General features: G+C 72.0%; 13 protein-coding genes. 4 read left to right on the top strand and 9 right to left on the bottom strand.

Annotated elements, in window-relative coordinates; genetic code table 11:
• Positions 1 to 94: 94 nt before the first annotated feature.
• Positions 95 to 310 carry a hypothetical protein gene (locus KME77_RS28460; RefSeq protein WP_219472150.1) on the bottom strand — a complete coding sequence of 72 codons (216 nt, stop codon included), beginning with the start codon at positions 308 to 310 and terminating at the stop codon, positions 95 to 97.
• Between the two features lie 427 nt (positions 311 to 737).
• On the opposite strand from KME77_RS28460, the gene KME77_RS28455 reads away from it, so the two are divergent.
• From KME77_RS28455 to KME77_RS28440, 4 genes are all read left to right on the top strand, one after another.
• Positions 738 to 1,616: a hypothetical protein gene (locus tag KME77_RS28455; protein ID WP_219472147.1), complete on the top strand. Its 879-nt coding sequence runs from the start codon at positions 738 to 740 to the stop codon at positions 1,614 to 1,616.
• Between the two features lie 383 nt (positions 1,617 to 1,999).
• Positions 2,000 to 2,677 carry a response regulator transcription factor gene (locus tag KME77_RS28450; protein ID WP_219472143.1) on the top strand — a complete coding sequence of 226 codons (678 nt, stop codon included), beginning with the start codon at positions 2,000 to 2,002 and terminating at the stop codon, positions 2,675 to 2,677.
• A complete protein-coding gene (locus tag KME77_RS28445) occupies positions 2,674 to 3,912 on the top strand; it encodes a sensor histidine kinase (protein WP_219472140.1) in 1,239 nt (412 codons plus the stop codon). Before KME77_RS28450 ends, KME77_RS28445 begins: the two co-directional genes overlap by 4 nt.
• Positions 3,913 to 3,969: 57 nt before the next feature.
• Positions 3,970 to 4,344 (top strand): PepSY domain-containing protein, encoded by a 375-nt coding sequence (locus KME77_RS28440; RefSeq protein ID WP_219472138.1) that lies wholly within the window; start codon positions 3,970 to 3,972, stop codon positions 4,342 to 4,344.
• 106 nt (positions 4,345 to 4,450) lie between these two features.
• Here KME77_RS28440 and KME77_RS28435 read toward each other — a convergent pair whose 3' ends face one another.
• The 8 genes from KME77_RS28435 to KME77_RS28400 form a co-directional block, all read right to left on the bottom strand.
• The gene (locus tag KME77_RS28435; protein WP_308250950.1) at positions 4,451 to 5,125 is read right to left on the bottom strand and encodes an HNH endonuclease family protein; all 675 of its coding nucleotides are present in this window, start codon (positions 5,123 to 5,125) and stop codon (positions 4,451 to 4,453) included.
• Between the two features lie 64 nt (positions 5,126 to 5,189).
• The gene (locus KME77_RS28430) at positions 5,190 to 8,429 is read right to left on the bottom strand and encodes a 2Fe-2S iron-sulfur cluster-binding protein (RefSeq protein WP_219472136.1); all 3,240 of its coding nucleotides are present in this window, start codon (positions 8,427 to 8,429) and stop codon (positions 5,190 to 5,192) included.
• Entirely contained in the window at positions 8,426 to 8,668 is a 243-nt protein-coding gene (locus KME77_RS28425) for a sarcosine oxidase subunit delta (RefSeq protein ID WP_219472134.1), read from the bottom strand. Before KME77_RS28425 ends, KME77_RS28430 begins: the two co-directional genes overlap by 4 nt.
• A gap of 12 nt (positions 8,669 to 8,680) precedes the next feature.
• Entirely contained in the window at positions 8,681 to 9,883 is a 1,203-nt protein-coding gene (locus tag KME77_RS28420; protein WP_219472131.1) for a sarcosine oxidase subunit beta family protein, read from the bottom strand.
• Entirely contained in the window at positions 9,880 to 12,309 is a 2,430-nt protein-coding gene (locus tag KME77_RS28415; protein ID WP_219472128.1) for a GcvT family protein, read from the bottom strand. Before KME77_RS28415 ends, KME77_RS28420 begins: the two co-directional genes overlap by 4 nt.
• Positions 12,310 to 12,618: 309 nt before the next feature.
• Positions 12,619 to 12,981 carry a phosphomannose isomerase type II C-terminal cupin domain gene (locus tag KME77_RS28410; protein WP_219472125.1) on the bottom strand — a complete coding sequence of 121 codons (363 nt, stop codon included), beginning with the start codon at positions 12,979 to 12,981 and terminating at the stop codon, positions 12,619 to 12,621.
• A gap of 61 nt (positions 12,982 to 13,042) precedes the next feature.
• Entirely contained in the window at positions 13,043 to 13,801 is a 759-nt protein-coding gene (locus KME77_RS28405) for an SDR family NAD(P)-dependent oxidoreductase (RefSeq protein WP_219472123.1), read from the bottom strand.
• Positions 13,802 to 13,894: 93 nt separating this feature from the next.
• Positions 13,895 to 15,692, bottom strand: a 1,798-nt coding sequence (locus tag KME77_RS28400; protein ID WP_219472122.1) for an ATP-binding protein, incomplete at its 5' end; no start/stop codon positions are given.

Raw genomic sequence — 15,692 nt, 5'->3', positions numbered from 1 at the left:
CCTCGCCCTTCGCGAAGGGCGAGGCGGCGAGTGGTCATTCTCCCAGGTCGCGGGTCATTCTCCCGGGTCGCGGGTCATTCTCCCGGGTCGCGGGTCATTCTCCTGGATCGTGGGGCTTCGACCAGGTCTGGATCGCGGCCGTGCCCGCGAACCAGAGCATCACCGTCCCCCCCACGGCCGCCGCACCGACCATGACGGCTCCGGCGATCGTGCTGCCGTTGACGACGGCGAGCAGACCGCCCGCGACACCGACCAGAAGCGAGAACAAGCTTCCGGTAATGGCCCACCAAATAACGTGCGCCTTACTCATGTCTGGCCCCCTCCAGGCACTTCTTCGTCCAATCCGAAGTCCATGTCCGTAGGGGTATCAGGGGCGGCGACGTTCCGTTCGCGGGTTGGCTCGCCCCGGACGTGATCGCGCAAACTTCGGACAAGCCCGGACGGCTACGGACGTTCTCGGTCGCATTGCGCCAATGGGGCAAGAGGGTCCGTCGTGGCGTGCACCGCCGCAAGCCCGACTTGTGGCAACATGGCTGGTTATCTAACGCGTGACATCAGCGGTGGCCGCCCGTCCCTCCCGGCTCGCCACCTTCATGCCATGAAACTCCACAATCAACGCCGAACCGGGCTGATAAATGAACGACGAAGACGACGACCCTCTCGCGCGACTGATGGCGCGGATAAAGAGGCTGCGCGAAATAGATGCCGGGGCTCCACCTTTCCGGCGGCTCGCGGAAATGGCGGACAACCTGCTCGGAGAAAGGCCCGAACTCGGAAAGGGGATGCGGCCGCTGCCCAAGTCCACGGTCTCCGACCTGATCAACGCGAGGTCCAAGAAGCTGCCCGACTGGCTGCTGGTGCGGACCTTCGTCTACGTGTGCCACGAGATCGCCACCCATTCCGGCCTGCCCATCGACTCCAGGGAGGACCTGGAGAGGGAGTTCGGCCAGCTGTGGAAGGCGGCCAAGACGGACGAGGGCAACAGATCGGCCGCCGGGCGGCGAGGACGCGCCGCCACGAGGACGAACATGCCTACCGAGCATGATCATAACCGCGGGGACGTTCTTGAGCCAACCCCCCGCGAGCGCTCGTCATGGCGTCCCCTCGCGAGCACACAACCCGTTCCCACGCATTGGCGGCGGCTGGGAAATCTCCGGCTCAAGCTCGCGGAGAACGGCGACGCCAGAGCCGCCTACGAACTGGCCGTGCTTCTGGCGTGCGAGGCCGCCGGGAAAGGCGACAGTGTCGAGGACCGGCACGAGGCCACCCATTGGCGCTTTCTCGCGGCGTACTGGCGAGGAAAGGCGCTCGGCCGGATAAAGCAGGCGGCCGAGCTGCAACTCCAGGGCGCGCAGCTCCTCAAGGCCGCGAAAGCGCTGGCCCTGGAATACACCGAGGCGCACAAACCCACCGCCCGCTATTTCGAGACGGCCGTGGAGCAGGCGCAGGCCGCACTGGACCGCCCCGCTCCCGGGCCTCAGCGCGGAAGCGTGACCGGCTCGCCGCCCGAGCAGCCGATCCGCACCTCGACGTCCTCGCCCTCCTCGGCGTCGGCGTCGAACTCGACCATCGCCTCCGGGCTGGGACCGGGCAGGATGTCGTCGTCCACGGAGTAGCCCTGGGCCGGGCTCCACGACCGCAGCGTCACCTGGCCGGCCGCGCACGAGGCGATCACGGTGCCGCCGGCCGTGCGGATGACCTTGCCGGCGTACGGGGAGGCGGCCGGGGTGGACGGTGTGCGGGGCGCGGCGGCGGAGGCGGTGGCGAGCTCGGCGCGGACCTCGTCCTGGCTCAGCACCCGCCCCGACGGCCCGGTCAGCCCGCCGCCGAGCAGCCCGAGCACCGCCACGGCCGCGCCGGTCGCGGCGAGCGCGGTGGCGACCCAGGCCAGGACGAATCTCTTCACCACCCCAGCTTCCCCCCTCTCCGGATAAGGCCGGGTTAACGCCACGATAAGGCGGCTCGGGGCATGGCCGATCAGCGTCTACCGTTTCCTTGTATGGCTGACATCCTGCTCATCGAGGACGACGTGGCGATCCGCACGGCGCTGAGCCGCGGGCTGCGCGAGCTCGGCCACGCCGTCACCTCCTCCCCCACGGCGCTCGACGGGCTGCGGCTGGCCGTCGAGGACCGGCCCGACCTGATCGTGCTCGACCTGGGGCTGCCCGACCTCGACGGCGTGGACATGCTGCGCATGCTGCGCGCGGTGAGCCGGGTGCCGGTGATCGTGGCCACGGCCCGCGACGGCGACGCCGAGATGGTGCCGGTGCTCGACGCGGGCGCCGACGACTACGTGGTCAAGCCGTACAGCTCCGCGCAGCTCGACGCGCGGATCAGGGCGGTGCTGCGGCGCTCGGGCGACGCGCCGCCGGGGCCGCTGGAGGTGGGCGGGCTGAGCGTGGACCCGCGGGCCCGGGTGGCGACGCTGGACGGTGAGACGCTGGACCTGACGCCGCGCGAGTTCGACGTGCTGCACTACCTGGCCGCCCGGCCGGGCGAGGTGGTCACCAAGCGCGAGCTGCTGACCGAGGTGTGGCAGCTCCCCTACGGCGGCGCGGACAAGACCGTGGACGTGCACCTGTCATGGCTGCGCAGGAAGCTGGGCGAGACCGCCTCCGAGCCGCGCTACCTGCACACCGTACGAGGTGTCGGGGTCAAGCTGGTCGAGCCGTCGTGAGGCGCTGGCTCGCGCTGCTGGTGGCCGCGACCACGTCCGTCGTGCTGATCGCGCTGCTGGTGCCGATGGCGCTGCTGATCCGCTCCGTGGCCGAGAACGGCGCGATGGCCCGCGCCACGACCGCCGCCGAGTCGGTCGCCGTCGCGGTCGGCACGCCCGACCTGGCGCTGGCGGTCGCGCAGGTGTCCAGGCCGGTGACGGTGTTCCTGCCGGACGGGAACGTGATCGGCCGGCCCGCGCCGCGTTCGGAGGCCGTACGGCTGGCCGCGACGGGGCGCAGCGTCACCGCCGAGGCGCGCGGCGGCAGGGAGGTGCTGGTCTCGGTGCGCTCGCCGGAGGGCACCGTGGTGATCAGGGTGTTCGTGGAGGACGAGGAGCTGCTGCGCGGGGTCCGCGAGGCGTGGCTGGGGCTGCTGGTGCTCGGGCTGGCGCTGGTCGTGCTGGGCATCGTGCTGGCCGACCGGCTGGCGCTGGCCGTCACCCGGCCGGTGGACGCGCTGGCCGGCGTCTCGCACCGGCTGGCCGGCGGTGACCTGGCCGCCCGCGCCGAGCCCGGCGGGCCTCCGGAGGTGCGCTCGGTCGCGCTCGCGCTCAACCACCTGGCCGCCCGGATCGGCGACCTGCTGGCGGCCGAGCGCGAGTCGGTGGCCGACCTGTCGCACCGGCTGCGCACGCCGCTGACCGGGCTCAGGCTGGACGTCGAGTCGATGCGCGACCCGGAGGAGGCGGCGCGCGTCGGCGCCCGGGTGGACGCGCTGGAGCGGGCCGTCAGCGCGGTCATCACCCATGCCCGCCGCCGCTCGGCCGACCGCGGGTCGTGCGACGCGGCAGCCGTGGTGCGCGAGCGGGTGCGGTTCTGGTCGGTGCTGGCCGAGGACCAGGGGCGGGAGGTCTCGGTCGAGCTGCCGTCCGGTCCGCTGCAGGCCGCCGTGTCGGCCGAGGAGCTGGCCGCGTGCGTGGACGCGCTGCTCGGCAACGTGTTCGCGCACACGCCGGAAGGGGCCGCCCTGTCCGTACGCCTGGCCGCCGGCCCGCCGGGCGCCGTGCTGACCGTGGCCGACTCCGGGCCCGGCTTCGACGCCGCCCTCCTGGAGCGGGGCACCAGCGGCGGCGGCTCGACGGGGCTCGGCCTGGACATCGCCCGCCGCACGGCCGAGGACGCGGGCGGGCGGCTGTCGGTCTCCAGGCCGGCGGAGGGCGGGGCGCGCGTGGAAGTGACGCTGTCGAATGCCTAACGGTCCGCTAACCACGCCTTAGCGTGCCGTTACCGGAGATCGCGGTTTCGTAGAGGCATGAACACATTCACGAAGTTCGTCGTTGCAGGTGCCAGTGTCGTCGCTCTCGCCGCGGGCGGTGGAGCCGCCTACGCGGCCACCAACGCGGACACCAGCGCGGACACCAGCACGGCCACCAGCGCGGCCCCGCCGCAGGCCCCCAAGGTCACCGCCGAGCAGGCCATCCAGATCGCGAGCAAGCAGGTGGCGGGCTCGTGGGTCAAGGAGGTCTCCTTCGACGCGCGCGGCACCCAGCCGGACGTGTGGGAGGTCGAGGTGGTCAACGGCAACCAGGACCAGGAGCTCGACATCGACGCCGCCACCGGCAAGGTGCTGGCCCAGAACGCCGACACCTCCGACGACGACGGCGACGACGACCAGGACGACGACTGACGTCCCAGGTCAGGGCGTCCCAGGTCAGGACGACGACTGACGGCTCAGGTCAGGGCGCGCCATCCCCGAGGGCGGCGCGCCCTGGCACGGAAGGGGGAACGGTGGATCAGCAGTCGGCGAGGATGCCCTCCATCGCGTCCTTCTCACCGGTCGTCAGCCACAGGTCGTACTTCGCCTTCACGTCGATCTGCTTGGCGATGTACGTGCACCGGTAGGCCTTGCGCGGCGGCAGCCAGGTCGCGGCGTCGGAGTCGCTCTTCTGGCCGTTGAGCGGCCCGTCCACGGCCATGAGGTTGATCGGGTCGTTGGCGAACTCCTTGCGCTTGGTCGCCGTCCACTGCTGGGCGCCCTTCTGCCAGGCGTCCGACAGCGGGATGAGGTGGTCGATCTGCACCTCCGTGCTGGTGTCCTGGCCGCGCTTGAAGTTGATCGTCTTGCCGCTGTACGGGTCGTCGAGCACGCCGCTGAGGACGATGCAGTCGTGGGTGCCCGACTTGAACTTCTCGTCCTTCAGGTCCCGCTTGAGGATGTCGTTGCGGGTGTCGCAGCCGTTGTGGTCGACGTCCGACCAGGCCGGGCCGAACTCGTCCCGGTCGAACCCGGTCTTCGGCGCGCGGCCCTTGACGGCCAGCTTGGCCAGCTTCTTGCGCGCGTCGCTCACACTGGCCGAATCCGACTTGCCCTTGCCGGTGTCGGCCGAGTCCGACGGCACCGCCAATTGCCCGCATCCGGCGAGCACTCCCATCGTGGCCAGACCGGCCACCCCTACCCGAAACCGCACGTCATCTCCCCCAGACTCGAAGGTCCCAGAAGTCTTGGTAGAGAAATTACCGGCAAACGACCTTTTATCCCTCTGTCGCAGATAGTAACCATTCGGATACATAGGATGCGAAGGATGACCGCACGTAAATCCGATAGCCGTCGGGAATCTTCTCCAACAGGACAGTGGTCTTGCCGAGCAGCGTCTGCGCGTGGCCGGGGAAGACCGACGGGTGCAGATCGATCGGGCAGCCGGTGATCAAAATGTCCAGCGCCCCGGGACCGGTCAGCTCCAGGACCGTCCGCTGGCCGGACACGTCCACCCAGCTCTCCCCCGCCTGGACGTCACCTGTCACGAGCCACCAGTCCGGCCCCAGGCGCAGGCCCGTACCCGGATCGGAACCGCGTACCTCCCACATCCGCTCGAAGGGCACCTCACGCAGACGTACGCGCTCGGAACCGGCCGCCGCGAAGCGAGCGGCGTACGCCTCGGCGGGGCTGCGCCTGCGGCACTCCCCCATGACGCCGGAGAAGGCCGGCATCGCCTGCCGCCCGTCCCGCCGCGTGTTGCCGGGGTCGTAGAAAACCGGCTCGACCACCGTCACCGGCACGCTCGTCTCCCCCGACACCGCCACGAGCCGGTCGCCCACCGCCACGTCGCGGGCCATGGCCAGGCTGAACGAGCGGCCCAGAGCCGCGCTCGGGTAGCTGGAGGTGACGTGGCCCAGCATCGGCACGGGCGCGTCACCGCCGACGTACATGCGCAGCACCAGTTGGGCGCCCTCCTCGACGAACGCGGCCGGGTCGTCGGTGAGCAGGCCGACCAGGTGCTTGCGGTCCGCGCGGGCCGTGTCGGGGCGCGTGTGGGAGCGCTTGCCCACGAAGTCCGGCTTGCGCTTGGAGACCAGCCACGACATGCCGAGGTCCTGCGGGGTGACCGTGCCGTCGGTCTCCTGGCCGACGATGGCGAACCCCTTCTCGGCCCGCAGCACGTGCATGGTCTCCGTCCCGTACGGCACCGCGCCCAGGTCCAGCACCGTGTCCCACAGCGACCTGCCGTACCACCAGGGCACGTTCACCTCGTAGGCCAGCTCGCCCGAGAAGCTGATCCTGAACACACGGCCGGGCACGCCGAGGACGTCCGTGCCCGCGTACGTCATGAAGGCCAGGTCCAGAGCCCCGGGCGCGACCACCTGGATGATCTCGCGCGCGTGCGGGCCGGCCACCGCGACCGTCGCCCAGTGGTCGGTGACGGAGGTGAACGACACGTCGAGGTCCGGCCATTCGGTCTGCCGCCATTCCTCCAGCCAGTCGAGGACGGGCGCGGCGTTGCCGGTGGTCGTGGTCATCAGGTAGTGGTCGTCGGCCAGGCGGGCGGTGGTGCCGTCGTCGAACACCATTCCGTCGGCGGTGCACATCACCCCGTACCTGCACGAGCCGACGCGCAGCGTGGAGTACATGTTGGTGTAGATCCGGTCGAGGAACTCGCCCGCGTCCGCACCCCTGATATCGATCTTGCCGAGCGTGGAGGCGTCCATCGCGGCGACGGCGGTGCGGGCGGCGTGGCACTCGCGCAGCACCGCCTGCTCCATCGTCTCGCCCTCGCGCGGGAAGTAGCGGGGGCGCTTCCACTGGCCGACGTCCTCGAACACCGCGCCCCTGGCCACGTGCGAGGCGTGCGGGGCGGTGGTCCTGACCGGGTCGCTCAGCGTGCCGCGGTCGCGCCCGGCCAGCGTGGCGAAGGACACGGGCGTGTACGGCGGCCGGTACGTGGTCGTGCCCACCTGGCCGGGGGCGGCGCCGAGCAGCGCGGACATGACGCCGACGACCACGGCGCCGGACGTCTTGCCCTGGTCGGCGCCGGTGCCGGCGGTGGTGTAGCGCTTGACGTGCTCCACCGACCGCATGCCGGTGCCGGCCGCCCTGGCGAGGTCGGCCACGGTCACGTCGCGGTGCAGGTCGGCGAAGGAGTGATCGCCGGACCCCTGCTCGACCAGCCACAACGCGGCCGGCGGACGCGGCGCGGGCTCGTCGCTCACCGGGACGTGGAAGCCACCCTCCGGGACGCGGGAGCTGTCCCCTTCGCTTTCGGGGACGCGAGAGCCACCCCCCTCGCTCATCGGCGTGGCCGCCTGGTGGCCGGCCGTGTACCCGTCCTCGATCGCCTCCGGCGTCCCGTACCGGCCCGCGCACGCCCCGGCCGACCGCTCGCCCTGCGCGGACGCGCGCGGCACGAACGCCTGGAGGTCCTCGTCGAACCCGGTCCGGCCCTGCGACTGGCTGAACAGGTGCACCGCCGGGTTCCAGCCGCCCGCGACGGCCAGCAGGTCGGCCTCGAAGCTCCTGTCCCCGGCCAGGACGCCGGTGAGCAGGCCGCCGGCGTCGGCGGTGGTGCCGGTGACGACCTGACCGGCCAGCACCTCGACGCCGTCGAGCGCGAGGCCCCGCGGGCGCGGGTCGACGACGGCGGCGATCTCCACCCCGGCCGCCAGCAGGTCGCGGGCCGCCTCGTAGCCGGAGTCCGCGCAGGCGAACACGACCGCCCGCCGGCCGGGCCGCACGCCGTACCGGTTGGCGTACGTGCGGGCCGCCGAGGCGAGCATCACGCCGGGCCGGTCGTTGCCCGGGAAGGCGAGCGAGCGCTCGTGCGCCCCGGTGGCCAGCACGACCCGCCCGGCGCGCAGGTGCCACAGCCGCTCGCCGCGCGGCCGCCGCTCCACCGCCACCACGTAGTTGTGGTCGTAGTAGCCGATGGCCGTGGTGCGGCTGAACACGCGCACATCGGCCATGGACCTCAGCCGGGCCCGCACCAGCGCGACCCAGTCGAGCGCGGGGGCGCCGTCGAGGCGGACCCGGCTGTTCAGCAGGTCACCGCCGAGCCGGGGCTGGTCGTCGACCAGGATCACCCGCGCGCCCGCCGCCCCGGCGCCCAGCGCGGCGGCCAGCCCGGCGGGGCCGCCGCCCACGACGAGCACGTCACAGTGCAGGTAGCCCTTGTCGCACCGGCGGTCGTCGTGGGCGTCGAGATCCACCCGGCCCTTGCCGCGCAGGCTCCACGCCTCCAATCCGTCGTACAACTCGACCGTCGTGGCCGCCAGCATGGGGTCGGCGCCCACGCGGATCAGGGCGTTCGGCTCCTCGGGGCCGGCGGAGAAGACGCCGCGCGGGCGGCCGAACCCGACGCTGTGACCGACGACGCGCACGCCGTTGGCCAGCAGGGCCGAGGCGAGCGTGTCGCCCGGATGCCCCTCCATGGGCCGGCCGTCGAAGCTGAACGACAGGGTGACCGAGCGGTCCACCAGGCCGCCCCTGGCCAGACGGGTCATGGCGCCTTCCGGATCTCGTGGGTGAGCGTGTGGCGTTCGACGCTGAACCAGGTCCGGCAGCCGTGGACGTGGAACCAGCGCTCGTGGAACCAGCCCTTGGGGTTGTCGCGCAGGAACACGTACCCGGCCCACTCCTCGTCCGAGGTGTCCTCGGGCCGGTAGGAGACCCCGGCCTGGCCGCCGTACCGGAACTCGTTCTCGTCGCGCGGCCCGCAGTGGGGGCACTCGATCAGCATCATCAGTGGGCCCCCTTAATGAGCGACCGCCGCCGCGCCGTGCTCGTCGATGAGCGCTCCCGTCGTGAACCTGTCCAGCGCGAACGGCTCGGCCAGCGGATGCGGCTCCCCATGGGCGATCGTGTGCGCGTACACCCAGCCGGAGCCCGGCGTGGCCTTGAACCCGCCCGTCCCCCAGCCCGCGTTGATGTACAGCCCCTCGACCGGCGTGCGGCCGACGATCGGCGAGGCGTCGGGCGAGACGTCCACGATGCCGGCCCACGTGCGCAGCACCCGCACCCGGCTGAAGATCGGGAACAGCTCCAGCGCCGCCGCCATCTGCGCCTCGATCACGTGGAAGGCGCCGCGCTGGCCGTAGGAGTTGTAGGGGTCGATGCCGGCGCCCATGACCAGCTCGCCCTTGTGCGCCTGGCTCACGTACACGTGCACGGCGTTCGACATCACAACGCAGTCGAGCACCGGCTCCAGCAGCTCCGACACCAGTGCCTGGAGCGGGTGCGACTGGAGCGGCAGCCGGATCCCGGCCTCGGCGGCCAGCACGGACGTGTGCCCGGCGGAGGCCAGCGCGATCTTCCCGGCCGCGATGCGTCCCTTCGAGGTGCGCACGGCCACGGCCCGGCCATCGGTGATCTCGAAGCCGGTGACCTCGCAGCCCTGGATCAGGTCCACGCCGTACGCGTCGGCCTTGCGGGCCAGGGCCCAGGCGACGTGGTCGTGCTTGGCGATGCCGCCGCGCCGCTGGAGGGTGGCCCCCATGACCGGGTAGCGGGCGCGTTCGGAGACGTTGATGACCGGGCAGAACTTCTTGACCTCGTCGGCGTCGAGCCACTCGGCGTCCACGCCGTTGAGCCGGTTGGCGTTGACCCGCCGCCTGCCCTCGCGCACGTCGCCGAGGTTGTGCGCCAGGTTGAGCACGCCCCGCTGGCTGAACTGCAGGTCGTAGTCCAGCTCGTCGCTGAGCCCCTCCCACAGCTTCAGCGAGTGCTCGTAGATGGCGGCGCTCTCGTCCCACAGGTAGTTGGAGCGGATGACCGTGGTGTTGCGCGCCATGTTGCCGCCGGCCAGCCAGCCCTTCTCCAGCACGGCCACGTTCGTGATCCCGTGGTTCCTGGCCAGGTAGTAGGCGGTGGCCAGGCCGTGCCCGCCGCCGCCGACGATGACGACGTCGTAGGCGGGCCTCGGCTCGGGGTTGCGCCAGAGGAAGTCCGGGTGGGTCACCGTTTGATCTTCTCCATCCGGGGGTCGAACAGGGGCTCGGTGGCGACCTCGGCCGTAACGCTCCGCCCGAAGTATGAGATTTCGACGTGTGTCCCGGGTGCTGTCAGCTCGATCGGCAGCCAGGCGTAGGCGATCGGGCGCTGGATCGTGTGCCCGTACGCGGCGCTCGTCACGTAGCCGACGGTGCGGCCGTCGTGCCGCACGGGCTCCTTGCCCATCACCACCTCGGCGCTGAGCAGCGGCACGAGCTTGCGGGTCAGCTCCTCGCCGATGGCGTCGCGGCCCAGGAAGTCCTTGTCCCGCCGGACGGCGAAGCCCAGCCCGGCCTCGTACGGGTTGTGCTCGGGCGTCATGTCCACGCCCCACAGCCGGTAGCCCTTCTCCACCCGCAGGCTGTTGAACGCGGCCCGGCCGCCCGCGATCGGCAGGCCCGTGGCCCAGAGCGTGTCCCACAGCTTGAGGCCCAGGTCGGCGCTGGTGTACAGCTCCCAGCCCAGCTCGCCCACGTACGAGACTCGCATCGCGATCACCGGCACGTGCCCGACGTACCCGGTCTTGAGGGTGAAGTAGCGGAAGTTCTCGTGCGACAGGTCCATGTCCGTCAGCGGCTGGACCAGCTCCCTGGCCCGCGGGCCCCACACGCCGACGCAGCAGGTGCCGGGCGTGATGTCGCGGACGTACACGCCGCCGGGAGCGTGGCGGGTCAGCCATTCGAGGTCGAGGTTGCCGTTCGCGCCGATCTGGAAGCGGTCCTCGGCCAGCCGCGCCACCGTCAGGTCGGAGCGCACGCCGCCCTTGGCGTCCAGCAGCAGCGAGTACGTGACCGAGCCGGGCTTCTTGTCCAGGTTGTTGGTGGTCAGGTACTGCAGGAACCCCAGCGCGCCGGGGCCGCCCACCTCGATCCGCTTGAGCGAGGTCATGTCGTACAGGGCGACGCTCTCGCGGGTCGCGTGCGACTCGGCGGCGGCGATCGGCGACCAGTACCGGCCGGCCCACGGGTCGCGCCGGGCGACCCCGAGCACCGGCTCGGCCTTCTCCGCGCCGGCGCGGACGACCAGGTCCTCCAGCAGCGGCATGTTCGCCTCGAACCAGTGGGGCCGCTCCCAGCCCGCCGCCTCCAGGAAGTAGCCGCCCAGCTCACGCTGCCGGGCGTAGAAGGGGCTGGTGCGCATCGGCCGCGGCGACTCCATCGGCTGGAGCGGGTGGATGACGTCGTAGACCTCGACGAAGTTCTGCTTGCCGCGCTCCTCGACGTAGGCGGGCGAGAGCTGCACAGGCTCGAACCTGCCCAGCTCGCACTCGTGCAGGTCGTAGCCGGAGTGCCCGTCCACCAGCAGCTCGGCCACCGCCCTGGCCACGCCCGCCGAGTGGGTCACCCACACGGCCTCCGCCAGCCAGAACCCGTCCAGGTGCGGCGCCTCGCCGATCAGCGGGAACCCGTCGGGCGTGAAGGAGAAGATCCCGTTGATGCCGTCCTCGTACGACGACTCCTTCAGCCCCGGCATCAGCTCGACCGCGTCGCGCCACGCCGGCTCGAAGTCCTCCGCGGTGAAGGCCTGCACCGACGGCATGGTCGTCCCCTTGGGGCCGATCTCGTGCTGCCCGACCGGCATGGGGCGGTGCGAGTAGGAGCCGATCCCGATGCGGTCGCCGTGGCCGCGGAAGTACAGGTCCCGGTCCTGGTGCCGCAGGATGGGCCCGTCCCCCACGGGCAGCGCGCCCGTCTTGGCGTACTGGTGCGCCAGGGGCAGCAGCGGCACGGTCAGCCCGGCCATCCCGCCCACGTGCGGCCCCCAGAACCCGGCGGCGCACACCACCACGTCGGCCGACAGCGTCCGGTACTCGACCTCGCGCGTCTCGGGCCTGCGCACCTCGACCGAGACGCCGGTGACCCGGCCGCCCTTCTGTTCGAGGCCGACGACGGTGTGGTGGGCGTTGAACCGCGCGCCCCGGGCGATGGCCCGTCGCGCCTGCGCCTCGCAGCAGCGGACGGCCGCGGCCAGCCCGTCGCTGGGCACGTGGAGGCCGCCGAGCACCTTGTCCTGGTCGAGCATCGGCCACATCTCGACGCACCGCTCGGGCCCGACCAGCTCCCCTTCGACGCCCCAGGACTCGGCCCAGCCGAGCTTGCGGCGCAGGTCGTGCCAGCGCGCCTCGGTGGTGGCCACCTCAAGGCCGCCGACCTGCTCGAAGCATCCCAGACCGCTGTACTTCCGGACGGTGTAGGACGCGAACTGGGTCATCGTCCTCGACGGGTTCGTCTGGAAGACCAGGCCGGGAGCGTGCGAGCTCGACCCTCCGGCGGCGAACAACGGCCCCTGGTCGACCACGGTGACGTCCGTCCACCCCCGTCCGGTGAGCTCGTCGGCCAGGGCGCAGCCCACGATGCCAGCTCCAATGATCACCAGACGCGGCCGGCTCGCCATGGGACCTCCGGTTGTTCCTTAATGCGCAACAAGCACCGGACTACGCAACGAACATAGATCCCACGACAAAACGGTACAAGGTCCCGGCGCGGGGTGCTTGCCGTGTCCACGAGCGTGGCCCACCGTGCGCACGTCACGGCGCCCGGCCCCGCATCACCGGAGGAGCGTTTCCCTGGACAGACGCCGGCCCCGCGCCGAGGGTGGGGCCGGCCCATGCCGGCCGTAAAGGATGGAAAGTGCGCCTGGCGAGCACGGCGCCGCAGAGCCGGCAGGCGCTCTACGCACTCCAGGCGCGGCGATCAAGAATCGTCACGAACGCCCGTACGAGTCCTCCAGGCGCTCGATGTCGTCCTCGTCGAAGTGGCCGAAGGCGATCTCCAGGATCCGCGTCGCCGGCCCCGACGAGCTCAGCCGGTGCGTCTGCCCCGCGCGGATGAGCACCCGGTCCCCCACCCCCGGCTCGATCCGCTCGCCGTCGACCTCGAACACGCACCCCGGGTCCAGCGCCACCCACAGCTCGTCGCGCTGCTTGTGCCGCTGGAGGCTCAGCCGCTGCCCCGGCGCCACATCGATGATCTTGACGGTGGACACCTCGTTCAGGGTGAACCTGTCGAACCCGCCCCAGGGCCGCTCGTCCCTGATCACAGCCGCGAGCCGGTCGATGTCCTGCATGGCGTGCGCCCCCCTTTGTCCTGGTAGATAAGCGCCCCAAAGCTATCAGGCACGCTCCTGATCAGGTCAGCAGGACGCCTCCGTCGACCGGGAGCGCCACCCCGGTGATGTACGACGCCGCGTCACTGGCCAGGAACACCGCCGCCGCCACCAGCTCGCCCGGATCCCCCATCCGCCCCATGACGACCCGCTGCTCCATCAGCCGCTGCACGTACTCGGGCTTGAAGTCGTCGGTCATCTCCGAGGCGAAGAACCCCGGCTCCAGGCAGTTGACCCGGATCCCGCGCCGGCCCGTCCACTGCTGCGCCAGATCGCGGGTCAGCCCGACCACCGCGGCCTTCGACGCGCTGTAGGCGGCCTGCGGCAGCCCGGCGGTGGTCTCGCCAAGAATGCTGCCGATGTTGACTATGGACGAGCCGGGCCGCATCACCTGCGCGCACGCCTGCGCCATCCAGTACGTGCCGTGCAGGTTGATGTCGATCACCCGGCGGAACTCCTCGGGCGACTCCCGCAGCGCGGGCACGGCGGTGCCGACCCCGGCGTTGTTGATCAGCACGTCCACGGCGCCCATCGTCTCGACGGCCGCCGCGACCAGCGCCTGGCAGTCCTCGACACGGGCCACGTCCGTCGTGACGGCCAGGCACCGGCGGCCGGTCTCCTCGACCAGCCGCCGCGTCTCTTCCAGCCGGTCCGCGCGCCGGGCGCCGATCACGACGTCGGCGCCCGCCTCGGCCAGGCCGCGCGCGAACGCCACCCCCAGGCCCGAGGACGCGCCGGTGACGATCGCCACCTTGCCTTCGAGGCTGAACCGCCCGATCACGCCGACCACCGTACGAAGCTCATGCGCCGGATCATGTCAGCCCGGACGCGCTCCCCGCCACCCGGCCCCCTCGAAGAGGGGCGAGCCCCGGACCTACAGCCCGTACTCCTTGACGATGCGCTCGTGCCGCTCGACCTCCACGTCGACCTCCTTGGCCAGGTCGAGCCAGGCCAGCGGGTGCGACCACCGCTCGGTGGCGTCGTCGAGCAGCGCGTCGACCTCGACCGCCGACACGTCCGGCGGCACCGCCACCCAGCCGAACACGCCCGGCAGCGCCTCGCCGCCGGTCGGGTGGCTGACGGTGTAGTTCTCGTCGCTGTAGACCCACATCGGCCAGCCGCGCTCGGCCATGACCTCGGTGAACTCCGCCCAGTCCGACTCGCTCGGCGCGGCGCCGTCGAAGAAGTAGCTGGTGTACCCGCCCGGCCGCAGGATGCGCACGGCGGCGAAGGGCGGCACGAAGTTCTGCTGCTCCTCGGGGTCGTCGGGGACGGGCTCCAGGAGCTGCGGGTCGAACACGACGAGGTCGCCCGCGTTGTAGTCCATGCCACGCGGCTGCGGCAGCGCGAGGCGGGCGGTGGCGGGGCCGGTTCGGATGGACAGGATCTGCCGCTGGCCGCCGTCGGGCGCCGGCAGGATGATCCGGACCAGGCCCATCTCCTCCTCGATCGGCCCCTCGCCCGACTTGACCGGCATGCCGATCTTGGCGGTGCCCTTGCGCACGGTGTCCCAGTCCTCGCCCGAGGTGGCCATGACGATCATGCGCCAGGCGTCCTCCTCCTCCAGCTCGTCGAGCACCTCCAGCAGCGCCTTGGCGCCCTTGGCGTTCTCGTCGAGCTGCTGGGCCGCGCCGGCCAGGATGCGGCGGGCCTCGATCCCGCCCCCGGCGGCGACGGCGTGCTCGGCCGCCTCCAGCGCCTCGGCCCACCGCTCGCGGGAGCTGTGCAGGCGGGCCAGCGCGAGGTACTGCCGGTCGTGCGGCAGCAGGGCCGCCATCTGCTCCAGCCGCTCGTCCTGGCGGGCCTCGATGAGCAGCGTGGTCAGGGTGGAGACGTCGTCGGCGTCGGCGGCGGCGATGTCACCGGAGTCGACCAGCAGCTTCCAGTAGATGTCGGCGCCCGTCGCCGGGTAGCCGAGGAAGCCGAGCGTGGTGGTGTGGCGGCGGGTGGTCTCCAGGTCCTCGCCGGAGCGCGGGGACAGCCAGCCGGCCCACCGCTCGGGGTCGGCGTTGTGGCCGTCGGCGGCGTCGAAGTAGGCGACGCGCTCGTCCACCGGGCAGGGGGCGGGCGGCTCGGCGGTCGCCTCGGCGGCGGCGCGCAGCGCGGCGACCCGCTCCTCCAGGCCCTCGGTCTGACGCAGCTCGCCGGCGGTGGACTGGGCCAGGTCGGCCAGCAGCTTGGCCTGCCAGACACCCTGCCTGGCCAGGGCCAGCTCACCGGCGACCAGGGCGAGCTCGAAGCGGGCGCGGTAGCCGCCCATCATGCCGAAGTAGTCGATCCACTGGCGCAGCACGCGGCCGAGCTGCCAGGTGTTGGTGATCTGCGCGGAGCCGACGAGCTTGGCGACGGCCTGGCTCCACTCCACCCAGGAGCCGGGGTGCTCGCCGACCACGTCGAGGTCGGGCAGCGCGTCCACGGCCTCGGCGATGCGGCCGAGCGTGGCCAGGATCAGCGCCCTGCGCACGCCGTCGCGGTGCTGCTTGGAGACCGGGTCGTCGGCCTGGAAGTCGGTCGCGGCCTGCAGCGCGGCCAGCGCGTCCTCGCCGCGCCCGGCGGCCAGCAGCGCGCGGGCGCTCTCGGCGCCGAGCTCCCAGCTCGCCTCGCGCTCGGCGGCGCGCAGCCGCTCGACGGCGGCCTCGGCGTAGGTGACCGCGTCGGGGGCGGGGGCGGGG

It is taken from the genome of Nonomuraea rhizosphaerae (assembly GCF_019396405.1).
GTDB lineage: Bacteria > Actinomycetota > Actinomycetes > Streptosporangiales > Streptosporangiaceae > Nonomuraea > Nonomuraea rhizosphaerae.
This window is presented reverse-complemented; position numbering and strand designations above follow the sequence as displayed.

Bases quoted from the DNA above. Each gene is read 5' to 3' on its own strand.
- KME77_RS28460 (WP_219472150.1), bottom strand. From the start codon at position 310: ATGAGTAAGGCGCACGTTATTTGGTGGGCCATTACCGGAAGCTTGTTC.
- KME77_RS28455 (WP_219472147.1), top strand. From the start codon at position 738: ATGGCGGACAACCTGCTCGGAGAAAGGCCCGAACTCGGAAAGGGGATG.
- KME77_RS28450 (WP_219472143.1), top strand. From the start codon at position 2,000: ATGGCTGACATCCTGCTCATCGAGGACGACGTGGCGATCCGCACGGCG.
- KME77_RS28440 (WP_219472138.1), top strand. From the start codon at position 3,970: ATGAACACATTCACGAAGTTCGTCGTTGCAGGTGCCAGTGTCGTCGCT.
- KME77_RS28430 (WP_219472136.1), bottom strand. From the start codon at position 8,429: ATGACCCGTCTGGCCAGGGGCGGCCTGGTGGACCGCTCGGTCACCCTG.
- KME77_RS28425 (WP_219472134.1), bottom strand. From the start codon at position 8,668: ATGATGCTGATCGAGTGCCCCCACTGCGGGCCGCGCGACGAGAACGAG.
- KME77_RS28415 (WP_219472128.1), bottom strand. From the start codon at position 12,309: ATGGCGAGCCGGCCGCGTCTGGTGATCATTGGAGCTGGCATCGTGGGC.
- KME77_RS28410 (WP_219472125.1), bottom strand. From the start codon at position 12,981: ATGCAGGACATCGACCGGCTCGCGGCTGTGATCAGGGACGAGCGGCCC.